Source organism: Parachryseolinea silvisoli (assembly GCF_021190955.1).
GTDB lineage: Bacteria > Bacteroidota > Bacteroidia > Cytophagales > Cyclobacteriaceae > Ohtaekwangia > Ohtaekwangia silvisoli.
This window is the reverse complement of record NZ_JAIOAO010000003.1, coordinates 513,449-533,173: the sequence shown is the minus strand read 5'-3', so window position 1 is coordinate 533,173 and position 19,725 is coordinate 513,449. Positions and strand designations below refer to the sequence as shown.

Here is a 19,725-nt window from a genome sequence, read left to right as displayed (position 1 = left end):
AACAGTGTTTTCAGATTAGAAGTTAATTTTCAGCCCCAGGCTCCAGGTACGGCCAAAGCCGTAGTACACCAGTGCCGTATCCCAGTCGCTGTTAGAACCGTCGTTGGCGTTCTTGATGTTGTCGGTATCGAACAGGTTATACACGTTGCCGGACAGCGTGCCGTTAACGCCCTCCGAGATCGCAAACTTGTACGTAGCGTTCAGATCTACCAGGCCGAAGTCCGGCATCTTCCAGGGGTCTTTGCCGCTGTAGCTTTCGTTGCTGCGCGTCAGGGCGTCGTAGTACGCGTAGTTATTTGCAAAATAGGTATAGTCAACGGCCAGGTTGAAGTCGTTGAAAAGCTCATACCGCGCGCCCAGCGCAGCGGTGGTCTGCGCCGATCCGCCCACGTGGGTATCTTTAATGTAGAGGTTTACGGTGGCAACCTGTACCTGCTGGTCGTTGAATACCGGCACGTCCGTCAGGTTGTTCTGCCATCTCCAATCACCTACCGACAGCATACCGTTCAGGGTCAGATTGCTGGTAGGTGTTGCCTTCAGGTCGATTTCCAACCCTTTGTGAATGGCGTTTACCCCCAGGATGTTTGCCGTCAGGGCAGGAGTTCCCGGCACGGCCGGTGCAACGTTCTGCGCAAAGAACTTGTCCGCCCAGCGGGTGTAGTATACGTTGGCATTTGCCGTCAGGATGCCGCTGCGATAGCCGTAGCCGAGCTCGAAGCTGGTGATCTTTTCAGGTTCTGCATTTTTATTCACGTCGTTTCTGAAGTTACGGAATACAGCATCCACAAAAGGAGCACGCTCAAAGTAGCCGATGTTGGCAAATACGTTGTGGTTGTCGGTCAGGTTATAGTTCGCACCACCTTTTGCACCCCAGCCGAAGAAGTTGTAGTACGGAGTTTCCTGGTTCGCATCGGATTCGAGGTAGTTGAAGTAATCGATGCGCTTGTAGCTGGTGTTCGAACCTTGCAAGGTAATGAAGGTAGTCAGCTTGTCCATGGTATATTCACCTTGTACGAAGGCACCTTCCCACAGTACAACGTTATCGTTGTTGTACAGAATCTTGTCGCCTTCTTTGGCGTAGTGCATCGGATTATTCTTGTTCGTTTTATCCAGGTAATGCTCGCCGTCCAGCAGGTCGGTCAACTCCGTAAAGTGCTCGCCGTAGTAGTAGCGAAAATCAAGCCCACCGAGGATGTTGAGATTAGCGCTTACCTGCTTGTTCAGCGTCGAGAGTGCACCATACCATTTGTGGTCGTTACGCGAAGCACGCAGAATGGCGCGTGAGCCGGCCGCACCGGCGGCTTTGTTCAGTTCCATGATCGCGTCGAAGTCTATCGCGCCGTCCGTGCGGTTCGCGTTGAACAGGGCGGTCTCACCTGTCGTACCGCCACCGCCGCCTGTGCCGAACGATGCATACGCTACCGTGGACAACTCTGTCGTTTCGTTGATTGTCCAGTAATGGTTCAGCGAGAACAACGGCTTGGTATAGAAGTTATCTTCTGCCCATACCACTTTGCCATTCTTATAGCCCCAGTCCGGGTTGTAGCGGATACCACGCTTGTTATCTTGAATTGTCGAGATCAACGAGCGGTTCTGACGCTGACCGTGACGCTGCTGCGCACCCAGTGCCGTGAACGTGATCTCGTGCCGGGTATTGAATTTCTTCGCGATGTTCACATAGTATTCGTAACCGTTGAACTGTGTACCGTCCGCATAGCCATCACCTTTTGTCTGGCCCAGGGACAGCGACAACGCAAAGCCTTTTTCCGACAAGCCGGTGTTGAGTGCCAGCGTTTGTTTCTGATAGTTGTTGTTTCCTACGCCATAGAAAACACTGCCGCCGCGCTGGGCGGCAGAGGCCTTCGAGATTACGTTGATGGTACCCCCTACAGACGGGATCGCTACTTTCGAAGCACCCAGACCGCGTTGTACCTGTACCGTACCCGCCGCATTGGCCAGGCCGACCCAGTTCGACCAGTATACTGTACCGTTTTCCATATCGTTCACCGGTATACCGTTGATCAGTACACCGACGTTTGTGCTTTCAAAGCCGCGAATGGTGATTTGCGAGTCGCCGTAACCGCCACCGGCTTTGTTTACATATACACCGGGTGTGGTTTGCAGAATCTCCGGAAACTCCTGGTTGCCCAGTTTGGTTTCGATCACCTCCGCACGTACGGTCGACAGCGCCACCGGAGTTTTTCGGTCGATACCGATCGACGCTACGATGCTGATCTCGTCCAGGCCGATCGCTTCGCTCGCCAGTCGGATCGTTCCGGCATTGGCTGCCTTGTCCGCTGTAACCGTTACGGTTACTTCTTTCGAGCTATAGCCAATAAATGAAATTGTAATAGTTGCCGATCCGACAGGAACGCCTTCCAGTGTGAATTTGCCATCGGCGCCAGTGGTGACACCCGTGGATGTGCCTTTCAATAAAACGCTGGCGCCGACAACGGTTTCATCCGTTTCATTGTCGACAACAGTTCCGCGAACGGAACCGCTTTGCGCGCGCGATACAGTCGCTGTAAGCAGCATCAGGCCGATGCTCATACAGGCGAAACGTAGAATTTTCCCCATAACTTTAATTTAGGTTGAGTTTAAGTTGCAGGCGTAAAAATACCCGACCCGTCAGAGAATAACTTTACTCGACGTTTAAATCTTTCCATGATTTATTGACATTGCGATAACATTCGCATACAAACGATTACTGTATAAATCATTGATTGGCGGGCATTAACGAAGATAAATAGTTTAGGATACACTTAAACAAAAGATTCTATCGAACGCCAGTATATATCCGTTTATATCGTTTGTACAACATAGATTCAGGCATCTTGAACTCAACTAAATATTTTAATAACATACAAAACGTTGTAGCCGAATTTCCACACCACCACCCTATTCTCTAACAAGAAAAAACGCACAGGGACTGCCTGTGCGTTTTTCCGCATTAAAAGCGAATATCCTGATGCGTATTGAGCTATATCACTAAAAACGAAGGATTTAATAAAGAGGGCTTGTTATACATCAGCTCCTGCTCCTGCCCTGCCTGCAGGATGCGCAGCCCGGTCTCGTGCAAAATCACATGCGGAGCAGCGGTGTCCCACTCCATCGTGGGCGCATAACGAGGGTACACATCCGCGGCACCCTCCGCCAACAACAAAAATTTCAAACTACTGCCTTTGGACAATAACGAAGGCGCCTCCAGTGCGTCCACAAAGTCTTTCGTTTCGGCATTCATATACGAACGCGAGGCCACTACGCGCAAGCGCGGTTGATCCAATGTAACCGATGTACGACGCGTCAGGGGCTCCACCTTCCCGGCACGCTCGCGAAATGCGCCGTGCCCCTCCACGGCGTAATATATATCACCGGAAACGGGCACCGCCACCACGCCCAGCACCGGGCGTTGCTGGTGGATAATGGCAATGTTTACCGTAAACTCGCCATTGCGTTTTAAAAATTCTTTTGTGCCATCCAGGGGGTCGACCATCCAGAAGTATGGCAGGTCTTTGCGCGTATCATAGGGCATCTCCTTCCCTTCTTCGCTCAACACAAAAAGCCCGGTGGGCGCCAGGTGCTCCGCAATGACTGCGTGCGCTAACTTGTCGGCACGGGTCACGGGCGACTGGTCGCCTTTGGCTTCTGCCTGAAAATCTCCGGAAGTATATACGTCCAGAATTACCTGGCAGGCCTCGCGGGCGGCGCGAAGGGCATGGGGTAATAATGCCTGTAAATCCATTAAACGATCATACCCGCCGCAACGGTCTCATTGGTACTTTCGTCTACCAGGATCACACTGCCCGTAATGCGGTTTTTGCGATAGCTGTCGATCAGCAGCGGCTGCGCCGTGCGGATCTTCACGCGGGCAATATCGTTCATTCCCAATTGCTCCACGTTCTCCACGCGGTGCAGGGAATTGATGTCCAGCTTGTATTGAATCTCTTTCAGCACACCGCGTACTTCCCGCGAGGTGTGGCGTATATAAAGCTTGGTATTCAGGTTGACAGGGCGCTGGTTCATCCAGCATAACATCAGGTCGATGTCTTGTTCCGCTTGTGGCTGGTTGTTGGGCTTGGCAATGATATCGCCACGGCTGATGTCGATCTCGTCTTCCAGCGTCAGCGTAACCGACATCGGCGCAAAAGCCTCCTCAAGCAACGCGTTGCCCAAATGGATCGCCTTTACCTTGGATTGAAAGCCCGACGGCAATACCGTTACGTCATCGCCGGGACGGAAGATACCACCCGCTACGCGGCCGGCATAGCCACGAAAATCATGATGCTCTTTCGACTGCGGACGCACCACGTATTGCACGGGGAAGCGGCTGTCGATATGGTTATGATCGCTCTCGATATGTACAGATTCCAACATGTGCAGCAGCGTCGCACCCTGGTACCAGTGCATGGCCTCCGAGCGGTTTACGACGTTGTCGCCTGCCAGCGCGCTGATGGGCACAAATTGTATGTCGGACACCTCGAGCTTGGCCGAAAAGGCTTTGTATTCGGCTACGATACGGTCATATACAGACTGGTCGTATTCCACCAGGTCCATTTTATTCACGCATACAATGATGTGTGGGATCTTCAGCAGCGAAGCGATAAACGAGTGACGATAGGTCTGCTCAACCAGCCCTTTACGCGCATCGATCAGGATCAATGCGAGGTTTGCCGTAGAGGCCCCCGTGACCATGTTGCGGGTATATTGAATATGACCCGGTGTGTCGGCAATGATGAATTTACGTCTGGGGGTGGCAAAGTAGCGATAGGCCACGTCGATGGTGATGCCTTGCTCACGCTCGGACTTCAAACCATCGGTCAACAGCGACAAGTCTACATAGTCGAATCCTTTCTTGGCGCTGGAGGCTTCCACGGCGGCAAGCTGGTCTTCAAAAATAGACTTGCTGTCGTATAACAAGCGACCGATGAGGGTACTCTTGCCATCGTCTACACTGCCGGCGGTTGTAAACCGCAGAAGCTGATTATTGATATTGCTCATGGTGGTGGTTCGTGTGGTTTAGAAGTAGCCTGATTTTTTCCGGTCTTCCATGGCGGTCTCCGAGCGTTTGTCGTCCGCGCGTGTGCCCCGCTCCGTCTTCCGCGAAGCGGCTACCTCTTCAATAATTTTTTCGACGGTGTCGGCAAATGATTCTACCGCGCCGGTGATCGGCATGTCGCCGCAGGTACGGAAACGTACGATGCGCTTCATTGGAATCTCCCCCGGCTTCAGCTTCAGCCACGGCGACGTAGACAGCAAGGCGCCGTCGCGCTCAATCACCTCGCGCTCATGCGACAGGTAAAGCGTCGGGATCGGAATGTTCTCGCTATAGATGTATTGCCATACATCCATCTCCGTCCAGTTCGAGATCGGGAACACGCGGAAGTGCTCGCCGATATGTTTGCGGCCATTAAACAGGTTCCATAGCTCGGGGCGCTGGTTTTTCGGGTCCCACTGACCGAATTCGTCGCGGTGTGAAAAGAAACGCTCCTTGGCGCGGGCCTTCTCCTCGTCCCGGCGCGCGCCGCCCATCGCCGCATCGAATTTATGTTGCTCGATGGTATCGAGCAGTGTGACGGTTTGCAGTGCATTGCGACTGGCATTGATACCGGTCTCTTCGCGTGCGCGGCCTTTGTCAATGCTTTCTTGTACGGAGCCTACGATAAGCTTTACACCGAGCTCATTCACCAGCCAGTCGCGGTACTCCATGGTCTCCGGAAAGTTATGCCCGGTATCGATGTGCACCAGTGGAAACGGAATACGCGCCGGCGCAAACGCTTTGCGTGATAAATAGGCTAAGACAATAGAATCCTTTCCGCCGGAAAACAGCAGCGCAGGTTTTTCAAACTGGGCGACAACTTCACGGATCACAAAGATCGCTTCGGCTTCCAGCTCTTTTAAGTGACTCAGGTAATATGGATTACTCATGTTCTAAAATTCAGGTCATTCACATTTATAACATCTACACAATCGCCTTCAGGCTGATCCGGCTGCGGATAAACGAAAGCAACATTTCCATTGATTCTTCCACATTCTGCAAATGCGTGGGAATATGTACATCAGGCTGCACGGGCGGCTCATACGGTGAGTCGATACCGGTAAAGTTTTTGACTTCGCCGGCACGTGCCTTTTTATACAGCCCCTTCACGTCGCGCTGCTCGCATACTTCCAGCGGCGCGTCGACAAACACTTCTATAAAATTCTCTGCTCCCACGATCGACCGTACCTGCTCGCGGTCTGCGGCAAACGGCGATATAAAAGCCGACAGTACGATAATGCCTGCGTCCACAAACAACCGCGACACTTCGCCAATGCGGCGGATGTTTTCCACACGGCCTTCGTCTGTAAACGACAGGTCTTTGTTCAGCCCGTTCCGGATGTTGTCACCGTCCAGCAAATACGTCTTGAAGCCCTGCTGGTGCAGGTGCGCTTCGAGCTGCACGGCCAGCGTGGACTTGCCCGACCCGGAGAGGCCGGTAAACCAAAGGACGACCGGACGCTGCTGCAGCAATGCTTCGCGCTGAACAGGGCTGACCTTCGTTTGTATGGGGTAAATATGATTCACGATGATGCAGAAAGTTGGTGGTGGACAAATAATGCAGTGAAAAAGTGAGCAGGACGCTCAACACAAATAACAACAACAATAATGGAGGTGCACCTTTTTCATAAAACCACTGAACTGGTAGATATTACAAAGGTAAAACGAATGAGGAAGGCTACAAGGAAAAAGTTGGAAAGGTTAGGGGAAATTCAATCGTACAAACACTCGGTAGTACTGAATTTCCCCTTTTTATCGATTGCAGCGAGCGCTAGTGGTGCAGTGTGTGCAGCTCCCAATAACGTTTCAGCATGACCAGGAAGTCCTCCATCTGGTGCAGCGGAATCATGTTGGGACCATCGCTCAAAGCCTTTTCAGGATTCGGATGTGTCTCGATGAAGAAACCGTCCACGCCGGTAGCGGCTGCGGCGCGGGCCAGGAACGGCGCAAACTCGCGCTGACCGCCCGACGAGCCTCCTTTGCCTCCCGGCTGTTGTACCGAGTGCGTCACGTCAAAGATCACGGGGGTATACTGGCGCATGATCGGCAGCGAGCGCATATCCACCACCAGTGTGTGGTAGCCAAAGCTGGCACCACGCTCGGTCAGGAATACGTTGTTGTTACCTTCGCCGCGCACTTTGTCCACGGCGTATTTCATGTCTTCGGGCGCCATGAACTGGCCCTTCTTAATTTTCACTGCCTTGCCGGTACGGGCGGCAGCTTTCAGCAGGTCGGTCTGGCGGCACAAAAACGCCGGGATCTGCAGCACGTCGGCTACCTCGGCCGCTTCCGCGCACTGGTACGACTCGTGTACGTCTGTGACGATCGGCACTTGCAGGTCTTTCTTCACGCGACGCAGAATATCCAACCCACCCTCTACACTCGGTCCGCGATAGGAACCCGACGAGGTGCGGTTGGCTTTGTCAAACGACGACTTGAATACATACGAAATATCGAGTTTCTCGCACAAGGCTTTTACCTGTGTGCCGGTCTCCATACAAATGTCGTAACTCTCGGCCGCGCACGGGCCGCCGAACAGCACCATGCGTTCGCCTCCCAGGGTGATCCGGTCGGCAATCTGTACGGTATCTTTAAACTTATCCATAGATTATTTTCTTCGTTGGTCTAAACTTCCAATATCTTATCAAACTCCCCGCGTGCCGACAGCACCAGGTCGCCTACTTCGCGTAGCACGCCACGACCGCCTTTGGCGAACGTCACCAGGTGTACACGTTCTTTGATATAGTCGAACGTATCTGCCGGACATACACTCAGGCCCGCGCGGCTGAGCGTGGTCAGGTCGTTGATGTCGTCACCGATAAACGCTATTTCCTTTAACTTCAACTTATAGTGCTTGGCGAGCTTCTCAAACGTCGAGGCCTTATCCATAATGCCCTGGTGACAGAAATCTATCTTGAGCTCGGCGCAACGCTTGGCCGTAGCGCCCGAATCGCGGCCCGAGATTGCCCCGGTCAGGATACCCGCGCGCTTCAGGTGCGAAATGATCTGTCCGTCCTTGACATTGAAGTTTTTGATCTCCCGGCCGTTCTCGTCGTAAATGATCTTACTGTCGGTCAATACGCCGTCCACATCAAAGAAGATCGCCTTGATCAGGCCCGCCCGGTGGACCTGTTCCTTGGTGTATTTGGATAAAATCTGTTTCAAACGATTTAGCTAAATTTTTTCGTGGAAAATTCATCCGAAAATTAGGAAAAGCTTTCTATTTTGAACGGAAAAGTTTGAGCCGGCCCCGCTCACGGCTTTAAACACGACATTATTATTTCCGGAACCGCCCCCACATGCGCCTAATTAAGTTCTCCGTCTCCTTTGCTATTACCCTGGCACTCGTGTATTTCCTGGACAACCGCTGGGTAATTGGCAAAGCTCCTCTCCCACCGTTGGGGAAACTGCTCGACCCGTTCCACGGCTTCTGGCAAAACATCGAACCCCGGGGCGCCCAGCCGCCCACCGAGTTGCATATACCCGGCTTACAGGACAAAGTCACCCTCGTCTTCGACAGCCTGGCCATCCCCCACATCTTCGCATCGAACGAGGCCGACCTATACCTGGCGCAGGGCTACGTCACCGCCATGCACCGCCTCTGGCAAATGGAAATTCAGACCCATGCCGCAGCGGGCCGCGTGTCTGAGATCGCCGGCCCCGCAGCCCTTGAAAATGATCGCTACATGCGCCGCCTCGGCATGACCTTTGGCGCGCAGCATGCCTTTGAAACGATGATGAAGAATGACACGACCCGGAGGATGATCGAAAAATATGCCGAGGGTGTCAACGCCTATATCCAATCGCTGCACTACAGCGACCTGGCCTTCGAATACAAACTCCTGGACTACCGGCCGGAACCGTGGACGCCCCTCAAGTCGGCGCTGCTGCTCAAGAACATGGCCTATAGCCTCTGCATGCGTGACAAGGATATCGAGATGACCAACGCCCTGCAGCTCTTCGGCCCCGAGGTGGTGGACCTGCTATATCCCGACCAGGAAGGTGTGGGCGAACCCATTGTCGACCAGCCCGGCAGTTGGAAATTTGCCAACGTCCTGTCGGACTCGATTCCGCTGGCCCTGCCGAAGGAACTGATCCAGGTTAAAAAGAAACCCGGTGCCGACCCGACGACGGGCAGCAACAACTGGGCCGTGCACGGCAGCAAGACCGCCACCGGCTCGCCCATGCTTTGCAACGACCCGCACCTGAACCTGTCATTGCCGTCGCTGTGGTATGTTGTACAGCTTCATGGCCCGGGCACCAACTGCATGGGCGCATCGCTGCCCGGCACACCGGGCATCATCATCGGCTTTACCGACTCCGTGGCATGGGGCGTGACCAACGCACAACGCGACCTCATCGATTGGTTCCGCATTACCTATAAAGACAGCACCCGCCAGAAGTACCGCCTCGACGAGCGTTGGGCCAATACGCGTGCCGTTGTGGAGACCATCCACGTCCGCGGCGAAGACGCGGTATCCGACACCGTCTATTATACCCACTGGGGGCCCATCACCTACGACAACACCTTCAAGGCCAACAACGACCACGCCGACTATGCCTTCCGTTGGATTGCCCACGATCCGTCGCTGGAGCTGTTGACTTTTTACAAGCTGAACCGCGCGCGCAGCTTCGACGATTATAAAAAAGCACTCAACACCTACCAGGCGCCGGCCCAGAATTTTGTCTTCGCCTCTGTGCAGGGCGATGTGGCCATGCGCGTACAAGGTAAATTCCCGGCCCGTCGTCAGAACGAAGGCCGCTTCGTACTCGACGGTAGCCTCCGCACCAACGGCTGGCAAGCTTTTATACCCGTGGAGCAAAACATAGCCTATCGCAATCCACCGCGTGGCTTCGTAAGCTCGGCCAATCAATACCCGGTAGACAACACCTATCCGTATTACATCACGGCAACTTCTTTTGAAGCCTATCGCAACCGACGCATCAACAGCGTATTGACCCAGGACACCAGCATTACCGTGGCCGACATGATGGCCTTGCAAACCGACAACTACAACCTCAAAGCCGCCGAAAGCCTGCCGACCTGGCTCAAGCAGCTGGACTCCACGCGCCTCTCCCCCGCCGAGATGACGGCCTTCGACATTCTAAAAGCCTGGAACTATACCAACACCGCTGACGCCGAAGGAGCCGCGTATTACGAAGCCTGGTGGGACAGCATGTATCCTAACCTGATCTGGGACGAGCTCAGCCAAGGCGATACGTTGCTGGACTATCCGACTACTTATACCACCCTCAAGCTGATGCGGGACAAGCCGGACCTGGCGTTCTTTGATATCCAAAAGACACCACAGAAAGAAACTGTCGTCGACATTGTCCGCCTGGCGTTTACCAAAAGCGTGCAAAGTATCGAGCAATGGAAGAAAGAACATGCCGGCAGCACCAAGGTGCCGTGGGGCGCGTACAAGGACAGCCGCATCAACCACTTGCTGCGCCTGGAGCCGCTGAGTGTTGCGGTCAACGCCGGCGGTAATCACGACATTGTGAATGCCTTTTCAAAGACGCATGGTCCTTCGTGGAGAATGATCGTAAGCCTGGAGAAAACCGGCGTCAAGGCCTGGGGTGTATACCCGGGTGGCCAGTCGGGCAACCCGGGCAGTCCGCACTACGCCGACATGATCGACACGTGGACGAACGGGAAATACCCCGCACTGCATTTTTTACAAAACGCCGGCCAGTCGGCCGACAAGTTTTCCTCTATTGTGCTAACACCTTCTGAACGATGAAATTCCTGCTGCAACTGATTGTCATTTTTGTATTGGCCTACGTACTCGAGTTATTCTTTCCCTGGTACGTCATTGTCGTGGCCGCTTTCTTTGCCGGGTATGTCGTGCGTTCGCGGGCAAATTTTCTCGCGGGGTTCGTGGCCATTGCCGGGCTGTGGGCGTGGAAGGCCTGGATGATCGACGGTGAAGCGTCGACGGACCTGAGCGCACGCGTGGCCCGCATCTTTACCTTGCAAGACAACACATTGCTGTTTGTCATCACGGCATTGGTCGGTGGACTGGTGGGTGGATTTGCCGCCTTGTCGGGAGCATTGTTACGACCGGCGAAGAAGAAATGGTATGAGAAAAGGTAAACTATTTCGCATCCGCTTGCGATAGTTTACGGGCAACTTCTATATTTGCACTTCCTTTTTGAAAAAGCCCGTTTTTGAGGCCAAAAGGCAAGCTTGAAAGCTTGTCGGCCCAGCAAGCGCAAAGAGGACACATAACACGGAGAGGTGGGTGAGTGGCTGAAACCAACAGTTTGCTAAACTGTCGTACTGGGCAACCGGTACCGGGGGTTCGAATCCCCCCCTCTCCGCTCGTGGTTGGGATAATGATTAAGCCAGCGCCGCCATGTTTGATTTTGAGAAATTAGAGGTCTACCAAATCGCCAAAACACTGGTGACGGATTCACTAAAGATCGTTTTCTCAAGTGAGAAGATGGACCCCTACATCAAGGATCAGTGGAGAAAAGCCTGCATGGACATTCTCCTCAACCTGGCCGAAGGTACCGGCCGGATGACGGCGGCCGACAAAAAGCATTATATTACCATTTCCCGCAGTGCGGTTTTTGAATGCGTGGCCATTCTGCAAGTACTGGGCGAATTGGGCATGATTCCCCTGGCACAAGCGCAAGACCTGTACGAGCGCTACGAGAAAGTCTCCAAAATGCTGCTCGGCATGTACAGAAGCCACACCGAGTAAGACAACAAGGTATATCCAGGTCCGATAGCTCAACTGGATAGAGCATCAGCCTTCTAAGCTGACGGTTCGGGGTTCGAGTCCCTGTCGGATCACAAGTCACTTTCTAACACAGCGATTAATTTCCCTATAATCACTGTGTTAGGTTGTCCAATTCTGGACCAACGATCCTCAGACAGTAAGGCACGAAAATCACGGATCAATGGTGCGCCAGCACCGTCCTGGTCTTTTCTGTATATCATTCTGCTGAACATTTCCGTAACTATCATTAGTCGCTAAATGATTCTGTCTATATATACACCAAGCTGCTATTTAAAAAGCGCGACGACTACGTCGAGGTCTGCGTGTATTACTCTCGCCATGGACGCAAGCTCCAGGAATCGACAGGAGTAAAAATATTGCATAAGACGTTGATCAGAAACGTCCGAATGCTATTTTCTCTCAGGGATACGAAAATAAAAGTACTCTTCGGTTTCTGGTTTCGGTTCACCGAAGAGTCTTTGCTTTAAATAGATCTCATAAGCATTATCTTGAAAGAAAAAGATTGACTGAAAGTGGTTGAATTGGTCAATATTCAAAACCGGGTATTGGTCGGTGATATCTTTTGGTAGTTCAACGATCCTTTTGTCTCCCCTCGGGGAATAGAATGTCCACATGATTTCTGCTCTTTTCGAGCCGGTATTATCCTCATAATAGAATGAGTTTTGTCTCAGTGCATAGCTCGACGCCCGCGAGACTTCGAAGGTTTTAAACGTTCTGTCGTCTAGTCGAACTTCTAAATTTTCTGGAAACGTGATGGGAGCGATCGGTGCCGTGCCGCGTTTGAAATATATCAGTTCTGAATAGTTTTGATAGACAACAGAAAGTTTTGTTGTATACCGGTTGAAATGTTCGAGGTAGGGCAACCTTCGCGATTTTGAAAAGGCAGGGAATGCTAAGCGAGTCAGTGGGTATCCGGCCACATCGTCCATCACCTGGTTATCCTCAAATGCCACCACGTTCAGTGATGAGGCAATGGCGTCCATTGGAAGGGAAACGTCGATATATTTTTCTGCCATTGTAAGATCGCCTACCTGTATTGTGTCCTGACCGCCGTCCTTGATGTCGCGTAGGAATTGGTAACGAACATTTCCGTCCATGTCTTCCATGGAAAGGAGATATTCGCTGCCGGGGTGCTCGATCGGGCAATTAAAAATCAGCGTAAATCCGTCTTTACCTTGCTCGTAAATTGATGCGCTGGTATAATTATTGTATCCATTCTTGGTTGAGACTATACCCCACATTGGTTGTAGGATGTTTGGTATCGTAATTTGGAATGTCCCATAGGATGGTGGCAATACGCGTTTCCTTAGCCCAGGCGTCAGGATCACCATAGCGCCCGTCTTTAGCTCCACGAACGATTCGATCCAATATGTGTCGGCTCGTTTTTCACTCGTGTCCACCGTCAGAATTGTGAACTGGAGATTTTCCGGGATCGTATCGGATTTCGATTGGAAGTCGAGCGTTTCGCCAGGCCTGATGGAAGCGACCTGTAAGAGATTGCCACGTGCATCATGGATCATGGCCCAATGTTGATCGCTGTTAACGGAGTAATCTGGAGGCATAATCACCTGCAAAAGATGCTGATTCGTTTTATTTCCGACATCATCGTCTTCGCAAGATAGCGTGATGCTGAGTAGGCCTATGCAATAGACGATGATGCTGCACGATCGGATGCTATGAAATGACACGTATTTTGGTGGTTCAGTGAGATGATTGTCCTTCGTATATATAGGAGAAACTAGCCTATATTAGTTTATAATTTCCGTGAAATAGAATTCATATGGTCGCGTTTGCCTTGGTTCTCCTTTTAGGGTTTCATTGATCAGGTCATCGTAGTTCCTGCCTTTTTTGAAAAATAAAGAGCGTCCATGCTGAAATTTTCCGATGTCCAGTGCAGGGTATCTGTCTGTCACTGCTTTCGGAAATTCTGATATTCTATTTTTCCCTTGAGGTGAATTAATTTGCCACGCTACGCTGGGCATACGTGGAGCATCTTCGTCGAAGTAATAGAATCCAGTTTGTCGCATTAAGTAAGTTGATTCCGGAGATGTCGAATAGTTCACTACCGATCTGTTCGTCAGAGTGACCTTCATGTCATCGGAAAGCACAATCGTCTCGGTGGGAATGCTCCCAAATTTTTGGTAGAGATAACGTATGTGGTTTTCGTAGTTTTCTTCGTTAAAATGGGCTTCAACCATCGTTGAGTAGAAAGGAAAGCGCGTTAAGAAGGGAATCTGACGAGATCGTTGGGCGTAATAACCACTAAAAGTTCCTGCGATCATGTAACTGTTATATTCCTCGGTGGGAAAATCCTCGTATGCATAGACCTGCATGCTGGAGTAGGCGCTTTGGGGCAATGAAACATCCACATAGCGGTCCACCTCAGTCAAGTCGGTTGACGCTATCGTGATGTCGCTCCCATCTTTAATCCCGTCGAAGAATTTATAAAAGAAATGTCCGCCGTCATCTTCTATCGTTAGTAAATGTGGGATATCAGGATATCCCAGATCGCTGTTTACACGTAGCTGGTACTTTTCCCACGTGCTTCCCCCGCTCATCCCACCATATTTTGAGGTGAGGTGATGGGAACGAGGTGGATTAATGTCATTTACGACAATGCGGAAGGTACCCTGACGGGAGTATTTGCGCTCATTTATTTCAAATGGCGTCAGTATGAACTCCGAGCCGGGCGTGATTTGCTGGTAGGTTTCAAGGTGATAAAAATCCTGATAAACGTCACTGGTGTCGACCGACAGGAATGTAAACTGGATGCCGGTTGGTACTTTCTTCTCTTCCGTTATGAACTCAACGGTGTCACCACTCGAAATTGGCTTTGCGTCGATCGCTTTGCCATCGGGTCCATTCACCATTGTCCAGTATTTGGCGCTGTCATCCGGATAGTCAGTGGGCATGACGACGCGTAATAAAATAGTCGGTTCACGAGGTGGGTCGTTTGTAATTGTCTCTTCGTCGTCGCAGGCAGTAGTTACCAGTATCAGGCACAAGAGAAAACAGATAACGCTGAGGGCATGTTTTGGATAAGATGACACTTGTTGGGGTGGTAGGTTTGTCGGCTTTGAGATTCCTATACGCAAGAGTTCAGGAAGACCATCTGGTATAAGAGTTTTCCAGACAAATCTATGCGATGTTTGGAAAGAGGCTTTTTCGCGGGCGTTTTGGGTTCTGAGCTTCGAGATTCAATGTTATGACAAAATAGGGTTCGAAAATGGTACTGCCAGGTTGTTCAGCAATTTGTGAGAAACTCCGAATTCCGGGCTTAAGAAAATCGCCGGCATTGAGTATTACAATTGATTCGACGCTAAATAACATCGAGGTACGCAAATTATCACTAGAAAAGATTGGGTGACCTTATAGTGTTTCTTGATTATTGTCCACCCATTGTTGTCTGCTGTCGCTACCCCCTGTCATCAAATCGTATTTCCCTTTTTCCTTCACCAGCCCTCACTGACCTATAGGCATCCATACGTTATGCAAAACGTTTCAAAAGCTTCTATGCGGCAATCCGGTCTCATTGAAGTCAGCGGAGGGTCGTACTTCTGCGGCGCGCGGCGCCGCTCAATTTTCCATCCAACGGAAGCGTTGAACGATCCATTGAGCCGCGCGACGATGTCTCGCATTTTTGTGTCCATTCAGCAATGAATCGATTCATCATCAAAAACAAAAAGCAATGGAAACGAAAACAAATCCGAAAGCAGGTCTCGACGCCCTGCTGACACCCGACAACTGTGTACTGATCTTAATCGACCACCAGGCCTTCCAGTTTGCCGGTCTGCGCAGCCACGACTCACAGACGGTCATCAATAATGTGGTTGGCCTTGCCAAAACCGCGAAGGCGTTCAATATCCCAACATTGTTTACGACTGTACTGGAAGCACGGGGCGGAAAACTCCTCAAACAACTCCAGGAAGTATTCCCCGAGCAAAAACCGATCGACAGAACCTTTATCAATACATGGGAAGATGCGCGCGTGGTGGAATGGGTGAAGAAAACCGGAAGAAAGAAGATTGTCATCGCGGCGCTATGGTCGGAGATCTGCCTGGCGATGCCGGCGATCCAGGCCGCGGGCGAGGGCTACGACGTATACGCCGTGACGGATGCATCGGGTGGTGTCAGCCTGGAAGCACACGAGATGGCGATCCAACGCATGGTCATGGCCGGCGTGATCCCGATTACCTGGAACGTATTTGCTGGCGACCTGCAGCGGGATTGGGCGCGTACTGAAACAGCTCCGGCGGTAGCACAAATTCTGGTCGACCACGGTGGAAACGTCGGCACCAGCTTCTTGTGGGAGCTGCAATTACTGGCGACACCCGTACCCGAAGAGTTGAAAAAGTAACGCTACTGTTCTTACCCCTACGAAGCAGCCCGGCAAGCGGCTTCGCAGGGGTAAATATACAGCCGGTCGAAGCGTGCCGATGATGCCGGCCAGTAGGTTTAATTGTTGTACCCTATCTTTTATCACCGGCTGATTCAATCGATTGAACGAATCGTCGCCGCGTATCCATTTTTAATGCACATGAAATAAAAAAGCCCGATCGGGAAGGTCGTTATCTATCCGTTTAATTTGCGATTTTTATGATCCTAATTCGTCGTTAGATGCGTCTACTCATACTCGTATCGCTGTTCACTTTTTTTGCCGGCACATCCGCATTCGGACAGTTGTCGAAGACAAAACTAAAAGAACTCCTGACGGAGCTTGACGACCGGGACATGTCACCGAAAAACAGGGCTACGACTCTGTTGCGTATTGCCGGCCATTTTCTGAATGTTTATAAACCCGATAGCGCGCAATTATTTCTTGACAAAACCGAGGCCATGTTGAACGAAATCCCGGCAGTTCTTACCTGGTTGACCGTTGAGCAGCAGCGAATGTACTTTGAACGCGGCAATAAGGACAGTGCGAAAAGAGTCACATTTTCGTATATCGCGGAAGTAAGAGCCCATGGAAAAGAGACCGATGCAGCCAGTATGTTCTTTCACCTGGGATATAACATGAGGAGATGGCTGCCAAAAAAAATGATTGTTCGAAGTGAAGTGTTGGCATGTTTCGATTCGGCACGCGTGTATCAACGCAAACTGGGAGCCCGTACAGCGGAGGTACAGACAATTACGGAGATTGCCGATTATTTGTATACCGAAGGGGCGTTCGCAGAGTCGGAAAAACAAATCAAAGAAGCCATTGCCATTCAAACGGCCATTGGTGATTCATCGGTTTTTATGGGCTATGAGCAGTTGCATCGTATTTACATGGCGAGAGGGCAATACACACAAGCATCTGCCCACATGTATACGTGCATCGACCTGATGCGGAAATCGGGAGACCTTAGCCTGACCGGCTTGTTTTACGCCAACCTGGCGTACATGTACAAGGAGATGGGGGATATTCGCAAGAGCATATCGTGGTACAGAACGGCGATCGGCGAGCTGAAGTCGGGCGTCGATACATACGGACAGTTCTATACAAACCTCCAGGCAGTTTTATACAGCACGGTTAATGCCCTCGCAGAGTTGCTGATGAAACAGGGGAAATCGCAGGAGGCACTCGACATGATCCACAGCCTGAAAAAAGACTTTCCACCGGACTCGCCGATACTGCAAAGTAAAATGGCCCATGGCCTCGCCTACTGCTACCAGGGACTCGGGGATTATACACGTGCGGAGCAGCACTACCGGCAGATGATCGGCCTGCTGGAGCAAAACATCCGTACGGAGACACCGGAGGTAATTGCGAAAGCGTACTACGACGTCGGGCACTTTTATACCATTGCCGGCCGGTATGAAGCGGCACGGCCCTACCTGGAAAAGGCACTGCCCGAGAGTAACCACTTCTCTACAGCCGCCATTATACGGGATACGTACCTGTCGCTTTTTAAAGTAGATTCGGCGGCCGGTCACTATCACAAGGCTATCGCGAACTTTCAAAAACATGTCCACCTGCGGGACTCGTTGTTCAATGGCCGGAAAGCGATCGAAATGGAAGAGCTCGCCCTACGGTATGAAACAAGCGAAAAAGAGAAAAGTATCCTTGACCTCAAAAGCACCGAAAAGCTCCACCTCGCCGAGCTGGATCGGATGAGCTTTACCAGGAAAGTGATCGTTGGCGGCACTGGCATACTGCTTGTGTTATTTGGTCTTCTGTTTCATCAATACAGCCAAAAGAAGCGAAGTAATGTCATACTGGAGGCCAAGCAGGATGAGATCGGTGCACAGAACCTATCCCTGCAACGGTTGGTGCGCGAAAAGGAGTGGTTGTTAAAAGAATTGCATCATCGTGTTAAAAACAATCTGCATCTGATCGCGAGCCTGCTCAACTCCCAATCGGTATACCTGAAAGACGCCAATGCGTTGCACGCCGTGCGCGACAGCCAGAACCGGGTACAGGCGATGTCACTCATCCACCAAAAACTATACATCGCCGACGACGTAGCGAGCATTGACATGCCCGTATACATCCATGAACTTGTACGTTACCTGGAAGACAGCTTCGACACGAAACATGTATTATTCAAACTGGAATTGGAGCCGGTGCATCTGAATATTTTTCATGCCATCCCGCTGGGGTTGATCATCAATGAAGCGGTTACGAACGCGATCAAATATGCATTTGCCGGGGAAGCAGAAGGAGTCATTTTGGTTGCTTTAAAAAATGTTTCCAACGAGGCGTGTATGCTCACGATTTCCGATAACGGCGTGGGGTTGCCGGCCACGGTCAGCCCGGAAAGGCCATCGTCACTCGGAATAACGCTGATGCATGGGTTAAGCCAGGACATCTCGGCGGACTTCCAGATGAACGGCCAAAATGGTGTGACCATAACCGTTTGCTTCAACAAGAACAACGTACCAACGGTAAGAATTTAAGCGCAGCGCAGTTCCTGCCGGTAGCCCGCATGTCGAAGGCCCCTTCTGTAGTGGCTAAAGTTTTCGCCTACTATCTTTTTAAAGAACTTGCTGAAATGAGACATGTCCTCGAATCCCAGGTTTACGGCGATCTCCTTCATGGAGACCAGCGGCGACCGCCCCTGGCGCTTAGCCTCCTGAATAATCCGCTGGTGAATATGGTGACTGGCGGAGAAGCCGGTCACTTTCTTGACCAGGATATTTAATCTGTTCGGGCTGATGCGCAACACATCGGCATACTGTGATACAAACCGTTTTGACAGATAGTGCTCGTCGATCAGAGACAGGAAATGTTCCACCAGCCGGGTATTGGGCGTAGCGGCGTAAAGGGTGTGTTGGGTTCCGGTTTCGCGCAGCAGTGAAACAGCCAGAATATTCAACAGCCCTTTGAGCGCGTGTGTGTGGAACTCATCTCCAAACGCCAGCTCGTGTTCTATAATTTTAAACGTAGCATCAATCACTGCGGCGGTCGACGTTGACACACGGGTAGACAACGACTTTCCATGATATAAAAACACGCGCGCGTTAAAAAGAAGATCATACGCATCGTCGCTACTGGAAACGAAACGTGCATCAAATGAAAGCACGTAGCCCTTTGCGCCTTCGGATATTTTTAATTCAAAAGGCGCGTCGGCGGGCAGGCAGTAAACCTCCGCCGCAAAAGCCGGACGCGGTTCATCATAGACGGATATTGTTCCATTGCCGGCGGCGAACCATATGATGGTCGACATGCACCGGTTATCTACCCGGTATACTTTTTCGGTCATGTGCTCGAAGGCGCATACAGACATAACGTCGTCGGAGATCACTCCCGACGTGCAGATTTCATAGGATGTTTGGCTGGCCATGGGTCGATATTTTCTACAGGGCATCCAAAAAAAGTGCCGCGTTGGCAGACTACTATCGCTCAGCGCGTTACCAGAAATGGTGGCGAGCCTTATGACGATATGCCGTGAGTGTTTGACGCAGGATGACGAAATATCGTCACGACAGCATCTGCTGCGGCAGCGTGTGCCCCGGCTG

The 19,725-nt window shown here is 51.4% G+C and carries 15 protein-coding genes and 2 tRNA genes; 7 read left to right on the top strand and 10 right to left on the bottom strand.

The genetic code is table 11. The features are described 5' to 3' along the window. Positions 1-15 precede the first annotated feature (15 nt). The 7 genes from K7P01_RS19410 to K7P01_RS19380 all read right to left on the bottom strand — a co-directional run bounded on the left by K7P01_RS19410 (position 16) and on the right by K7P01_RS19380 (position 8,200). Entirely contained in the window at positions 16-2,577 is a 2,562-nt protein-coding gene (locus K7P01_RS19410) for a TonB-dependent receptor (RefSeq protein WP_267296127.1), read from the bottom strand. 403 nt (positions 2,578-2,980) lie between these two features. Then, positions 2,981-3,742, bottom strand: coding sequence for a 3'(2'),5'-bisphosphate nucleotidase CysQ (gene cysQ, locus K7P01_RS19405; RefSeq protein ID WP_267296125.1), 762 nt, complete (start codon positions 3,740-3,742; stop codon positions 2,981-2,983). Beyond that, entirely contained in the window at positions 3,742-4,998 is a 1,257-nt protein-coding gene (cysN, locus tag K7P01_RS19400; RefSeq protein WP_267296123.1) for a sulfate adenylyltransferase subunit CysN, read from the bottom strand. Before cysN ends, cysQ begins: the two co-directional genes overlap by 1 nt. Before the next feature lie 18 nt (positions 4,999-5,016). Further along, on the bottom strand, positions 5,017-5,925 hold the full coding sequence (gene cysD, locus K7P01_RS19395; RefSeq protein ID WP_267296121.1) for a sulfate adenylyltransferase subunit CysD: 909 nt from the start codon (positions 5,923-5,925) through the stop codon (positions 5,017-5,019). Between the two features lie 34 nt (positions 5,926-5,959). Next, positions 5,960-6,562: an adenylyl-sulfate kinase gene (cysC, locus tag K7P01_RS19390; protein ID WP_267296119.1), complete on the bottom strand. Its 603-nt coding sequence runs from the start codon at positions 6,560-6,562 to the stop codon at positions 5,960-5,962. A 244-nt stretch (positions 6,563-6,806) separates the two neighbouring features. Next, entirely contained in the window at positions 6,807-7,640 is an 834-nt protein-coding gene (gene kdsA / locus K7P01_RS19385) for a 3-deoxy-8-phosphooctulonate synthase (RefSeq protein ID WP_267296117.1), read from the bottom strand. Positions 7,641-7,660: 20 nt separating this feature from the next. Then, positions 7,661-8,200 carry a KdsC family phosphatase gene (locus K7P01_RS19380; RefSeq protein WP_267296115.1) on the bottom strand — a complete coding sequence of 180 codons (540 nt, stop codon included), beginning with the start codon at positions 8,198-8,200 and terminating at the stop codon, positions 7,661-7,663. A 134-nt stretch (positions 8,201-8,334) separates the two neighbouring features. On the opposite strand from K7P01_RS19380, the gene K7P01_RS19375 reads away from it, so the two are divergent. From K7P01_RS19375 to K7P01_RS19355, 5 genes are all read left to right on the top strand, one after another. Then, complete coding sequence (locus K7P01_RS19375) at positions 8,335-10,779, top strand: penicillin acylase family protein (protein WP_267296113.1); 2,445 nt, start codon at positions 8,335-8,337, stop codon at positions 10,777-10,779. After that, entirely contained in the window at positions 10,776-11,132 is a 357-nt protein-coding gene (locus K7P01_RS19370; RefSeq protein WP_267296111.1) for a hypothetical protein, read from the top strand. The genes K7P01_RS19375 and K7P01_RS19370 overlap by 4 nt, the downstream gene beginning before the upstream one ends. Before the next feature lie 138 nt (positions 11,133-11,270). Continuing rightward, positions 11,271-11,359: transfer RNA gene (locus K7P01_RS19365), tRNA-Ser, on the top strand. Between the two features lie 35 nt (positions 11,360-11,394). Beyond that, entirely contained in the window at positions 11,395-11,745 is a 351-nt protein-coding gene (locus tag K7P01_RS19360; RefSeq protein ID WP_267296109.1) for a four helix bundle protein, read from the top strand. A gap of 18 nt (positions 11,746-11,763) precedes the next feature. Continuing rightward, a tRNA-Arg gene (locus tag K7P01_RS19355) sits at positions 11,764-11,837 on the top strand. Between the two features lie 336 nt (positions 11,838-12,173). Here the strand turns inward: K7P01_RS19355 and K7P01_RS19350 are convergent. Further along, positions 12,174-13,472, bottom strand: coding sequence for a hypothetical protein (locus tag K7P01_RS19350; RefSeq protein ID WP_267296107.1), 1,299 nt, complete (start codon positions 13,470-13,472; stop codon positions 12,174-12,176). Between the two features lie 60 nt (positions 13,473-13,532). Beyond that, positions 13,533-14,696, bottom strand: coding sequence for a hypothetical protein (locus K7P01_RS19345; RefSeq protein ID WP_267296104.1), 1,164 nt, complete (start codon positions 14,694-14,696; stop codon positions 13,533-13,535). A gap of 776 nt (positions 14,697-15,472) precedes the next feature. On the opposite strand from K7P01_RS19345, the gene K7P01_RS19340 reads away from it, so the two are divergent. Then, on the top strand, positions 15,473-16,141 hold the full coding sequence (locus K7P01_RS19340) for a hydrolase (RefSeq protein WP_267296102.1): 669 nt from the start codon (positions 15,473-15,475) through the stop codon (positions 16,139-16,141). A 260-nt stretch (positions 16,142-16,401) separates the two neighbouring features. After that, a complete protein-coding gene (locus tag K7P01_RS19335) occupies positions 16,402-18,663 on the top strand; it encodes a tetratricopeptide repeat-containing sensor histidine kinase (RefSeq protein WP_267296100.1) in 2,262 nt (753 codons plus the stop codon). On the opposite strand, the gene K7P01_RS19330 is transcribed toward K7P01_RS19335, so the two are convergent. Next, positions 18,660-19,550 (bottom strand): helix-turn-helix domain-containing protein, encoded by an 891-nt coding sequence (locus tag K7P01_RS19330; protein ID WP_267296098.1) that lies wholly within the window; start codon positions 19,548-19,550, stop codon positions 18,660-18,662. The two genes, K7P01_RS19335 and K7P01_RS19330, sit on opposite strands and share 4 nt — an antisense overlap. Between the last annotated feature and the right edge of the window lie 175 nt (positions 19,551-19,725).

Excerpts from the sequence above, each read along its gene's own strand:
- K7P01_RS19410 (WP_267296127.1), bottom strand. The coding sequence starts at position 2,577 with ATGGGGAAAATTCTACGTTTCGCCTGTATGAGCATCGGCCTGATGCTG.
- cysQ (WP_267296125.1), bottom strand. The coding sequence starts at position 3,742 with ATGGATTTACAGGCATTATTACCCCATGCCCTTCGCGCCGCCCGCGAG.
- cysN (WP_267296123.1), bottom strand. The coding sequence starts at position 4,998 with ATGAGCAATATCAATAATCAGCTTCTGCGGTTTACAACCGCCGGCAGT.
- cysD (WP_267296121.1), bottom strand. The coding sequence starts at position 5,925 with ATGAGTAATCCATATTACCTGAGTCACTTAAAAGAGCTGGAAGCCGAA.
- kdsA (WP_267296117.1), bottom strand. The coding sequence starts at position 7,640 with ATGGATAAGTTTAAAGATACCGTACAGATTGCCGACCGGATCACCCTG.
- K7P01_RS19375 (WP_267296113.1), top strand. The coding sequence starts at position 8,335 with ATGCGCCTAATTAAGTTCTCCGTCTCCTTTGCTATTACCCTGGCACTC.
- K7P01_RS19370 (WP_267296111.1), top strand. The coding sequence starts at position 10,776 with ATGAAATTCCTGCTGCAACTGATTGTCATTTTTGTATTGGCCTACGTA.
- K7P01_RS19360 (WP_267296109.1), top strand. The coding sequence starts at position 11,395 with ATGTTTGATTTTGAGAAATTAGAGGTCTACCAAATCGCCAAAACACTG.
- K7P01_RS19345 (WP_267296104.1), bottom strand. The coding sequence starts at position 14,696 with ATGCCCACTGACTATCCGGATGACAGCGCCAAATACTGGACAATGGTG.
- K7P01_RS19340 (WP_267296102.1), top strand. The coding sequence starts at position 15,473 with ATGGAAACGAAAACAAATCCGAAAGCAGGTCTCGACGCCCTGCTGACA.
- K7P01_RS19335 (WP_267296100.1), top strand. The coding sequence starts at position 16,402 with ATGCGTCTACTCATACTCGTATCGCTGTTCACTTTTTTTGCCGGCACA.
- K7P01_RS19330 (WP_267296098.1), bottom strand. The coding sequence starts at position 19,550 with ATGGCCAGCCAAACATCCTATGAAATCTGCACGTCGGGAGTGATCTCC.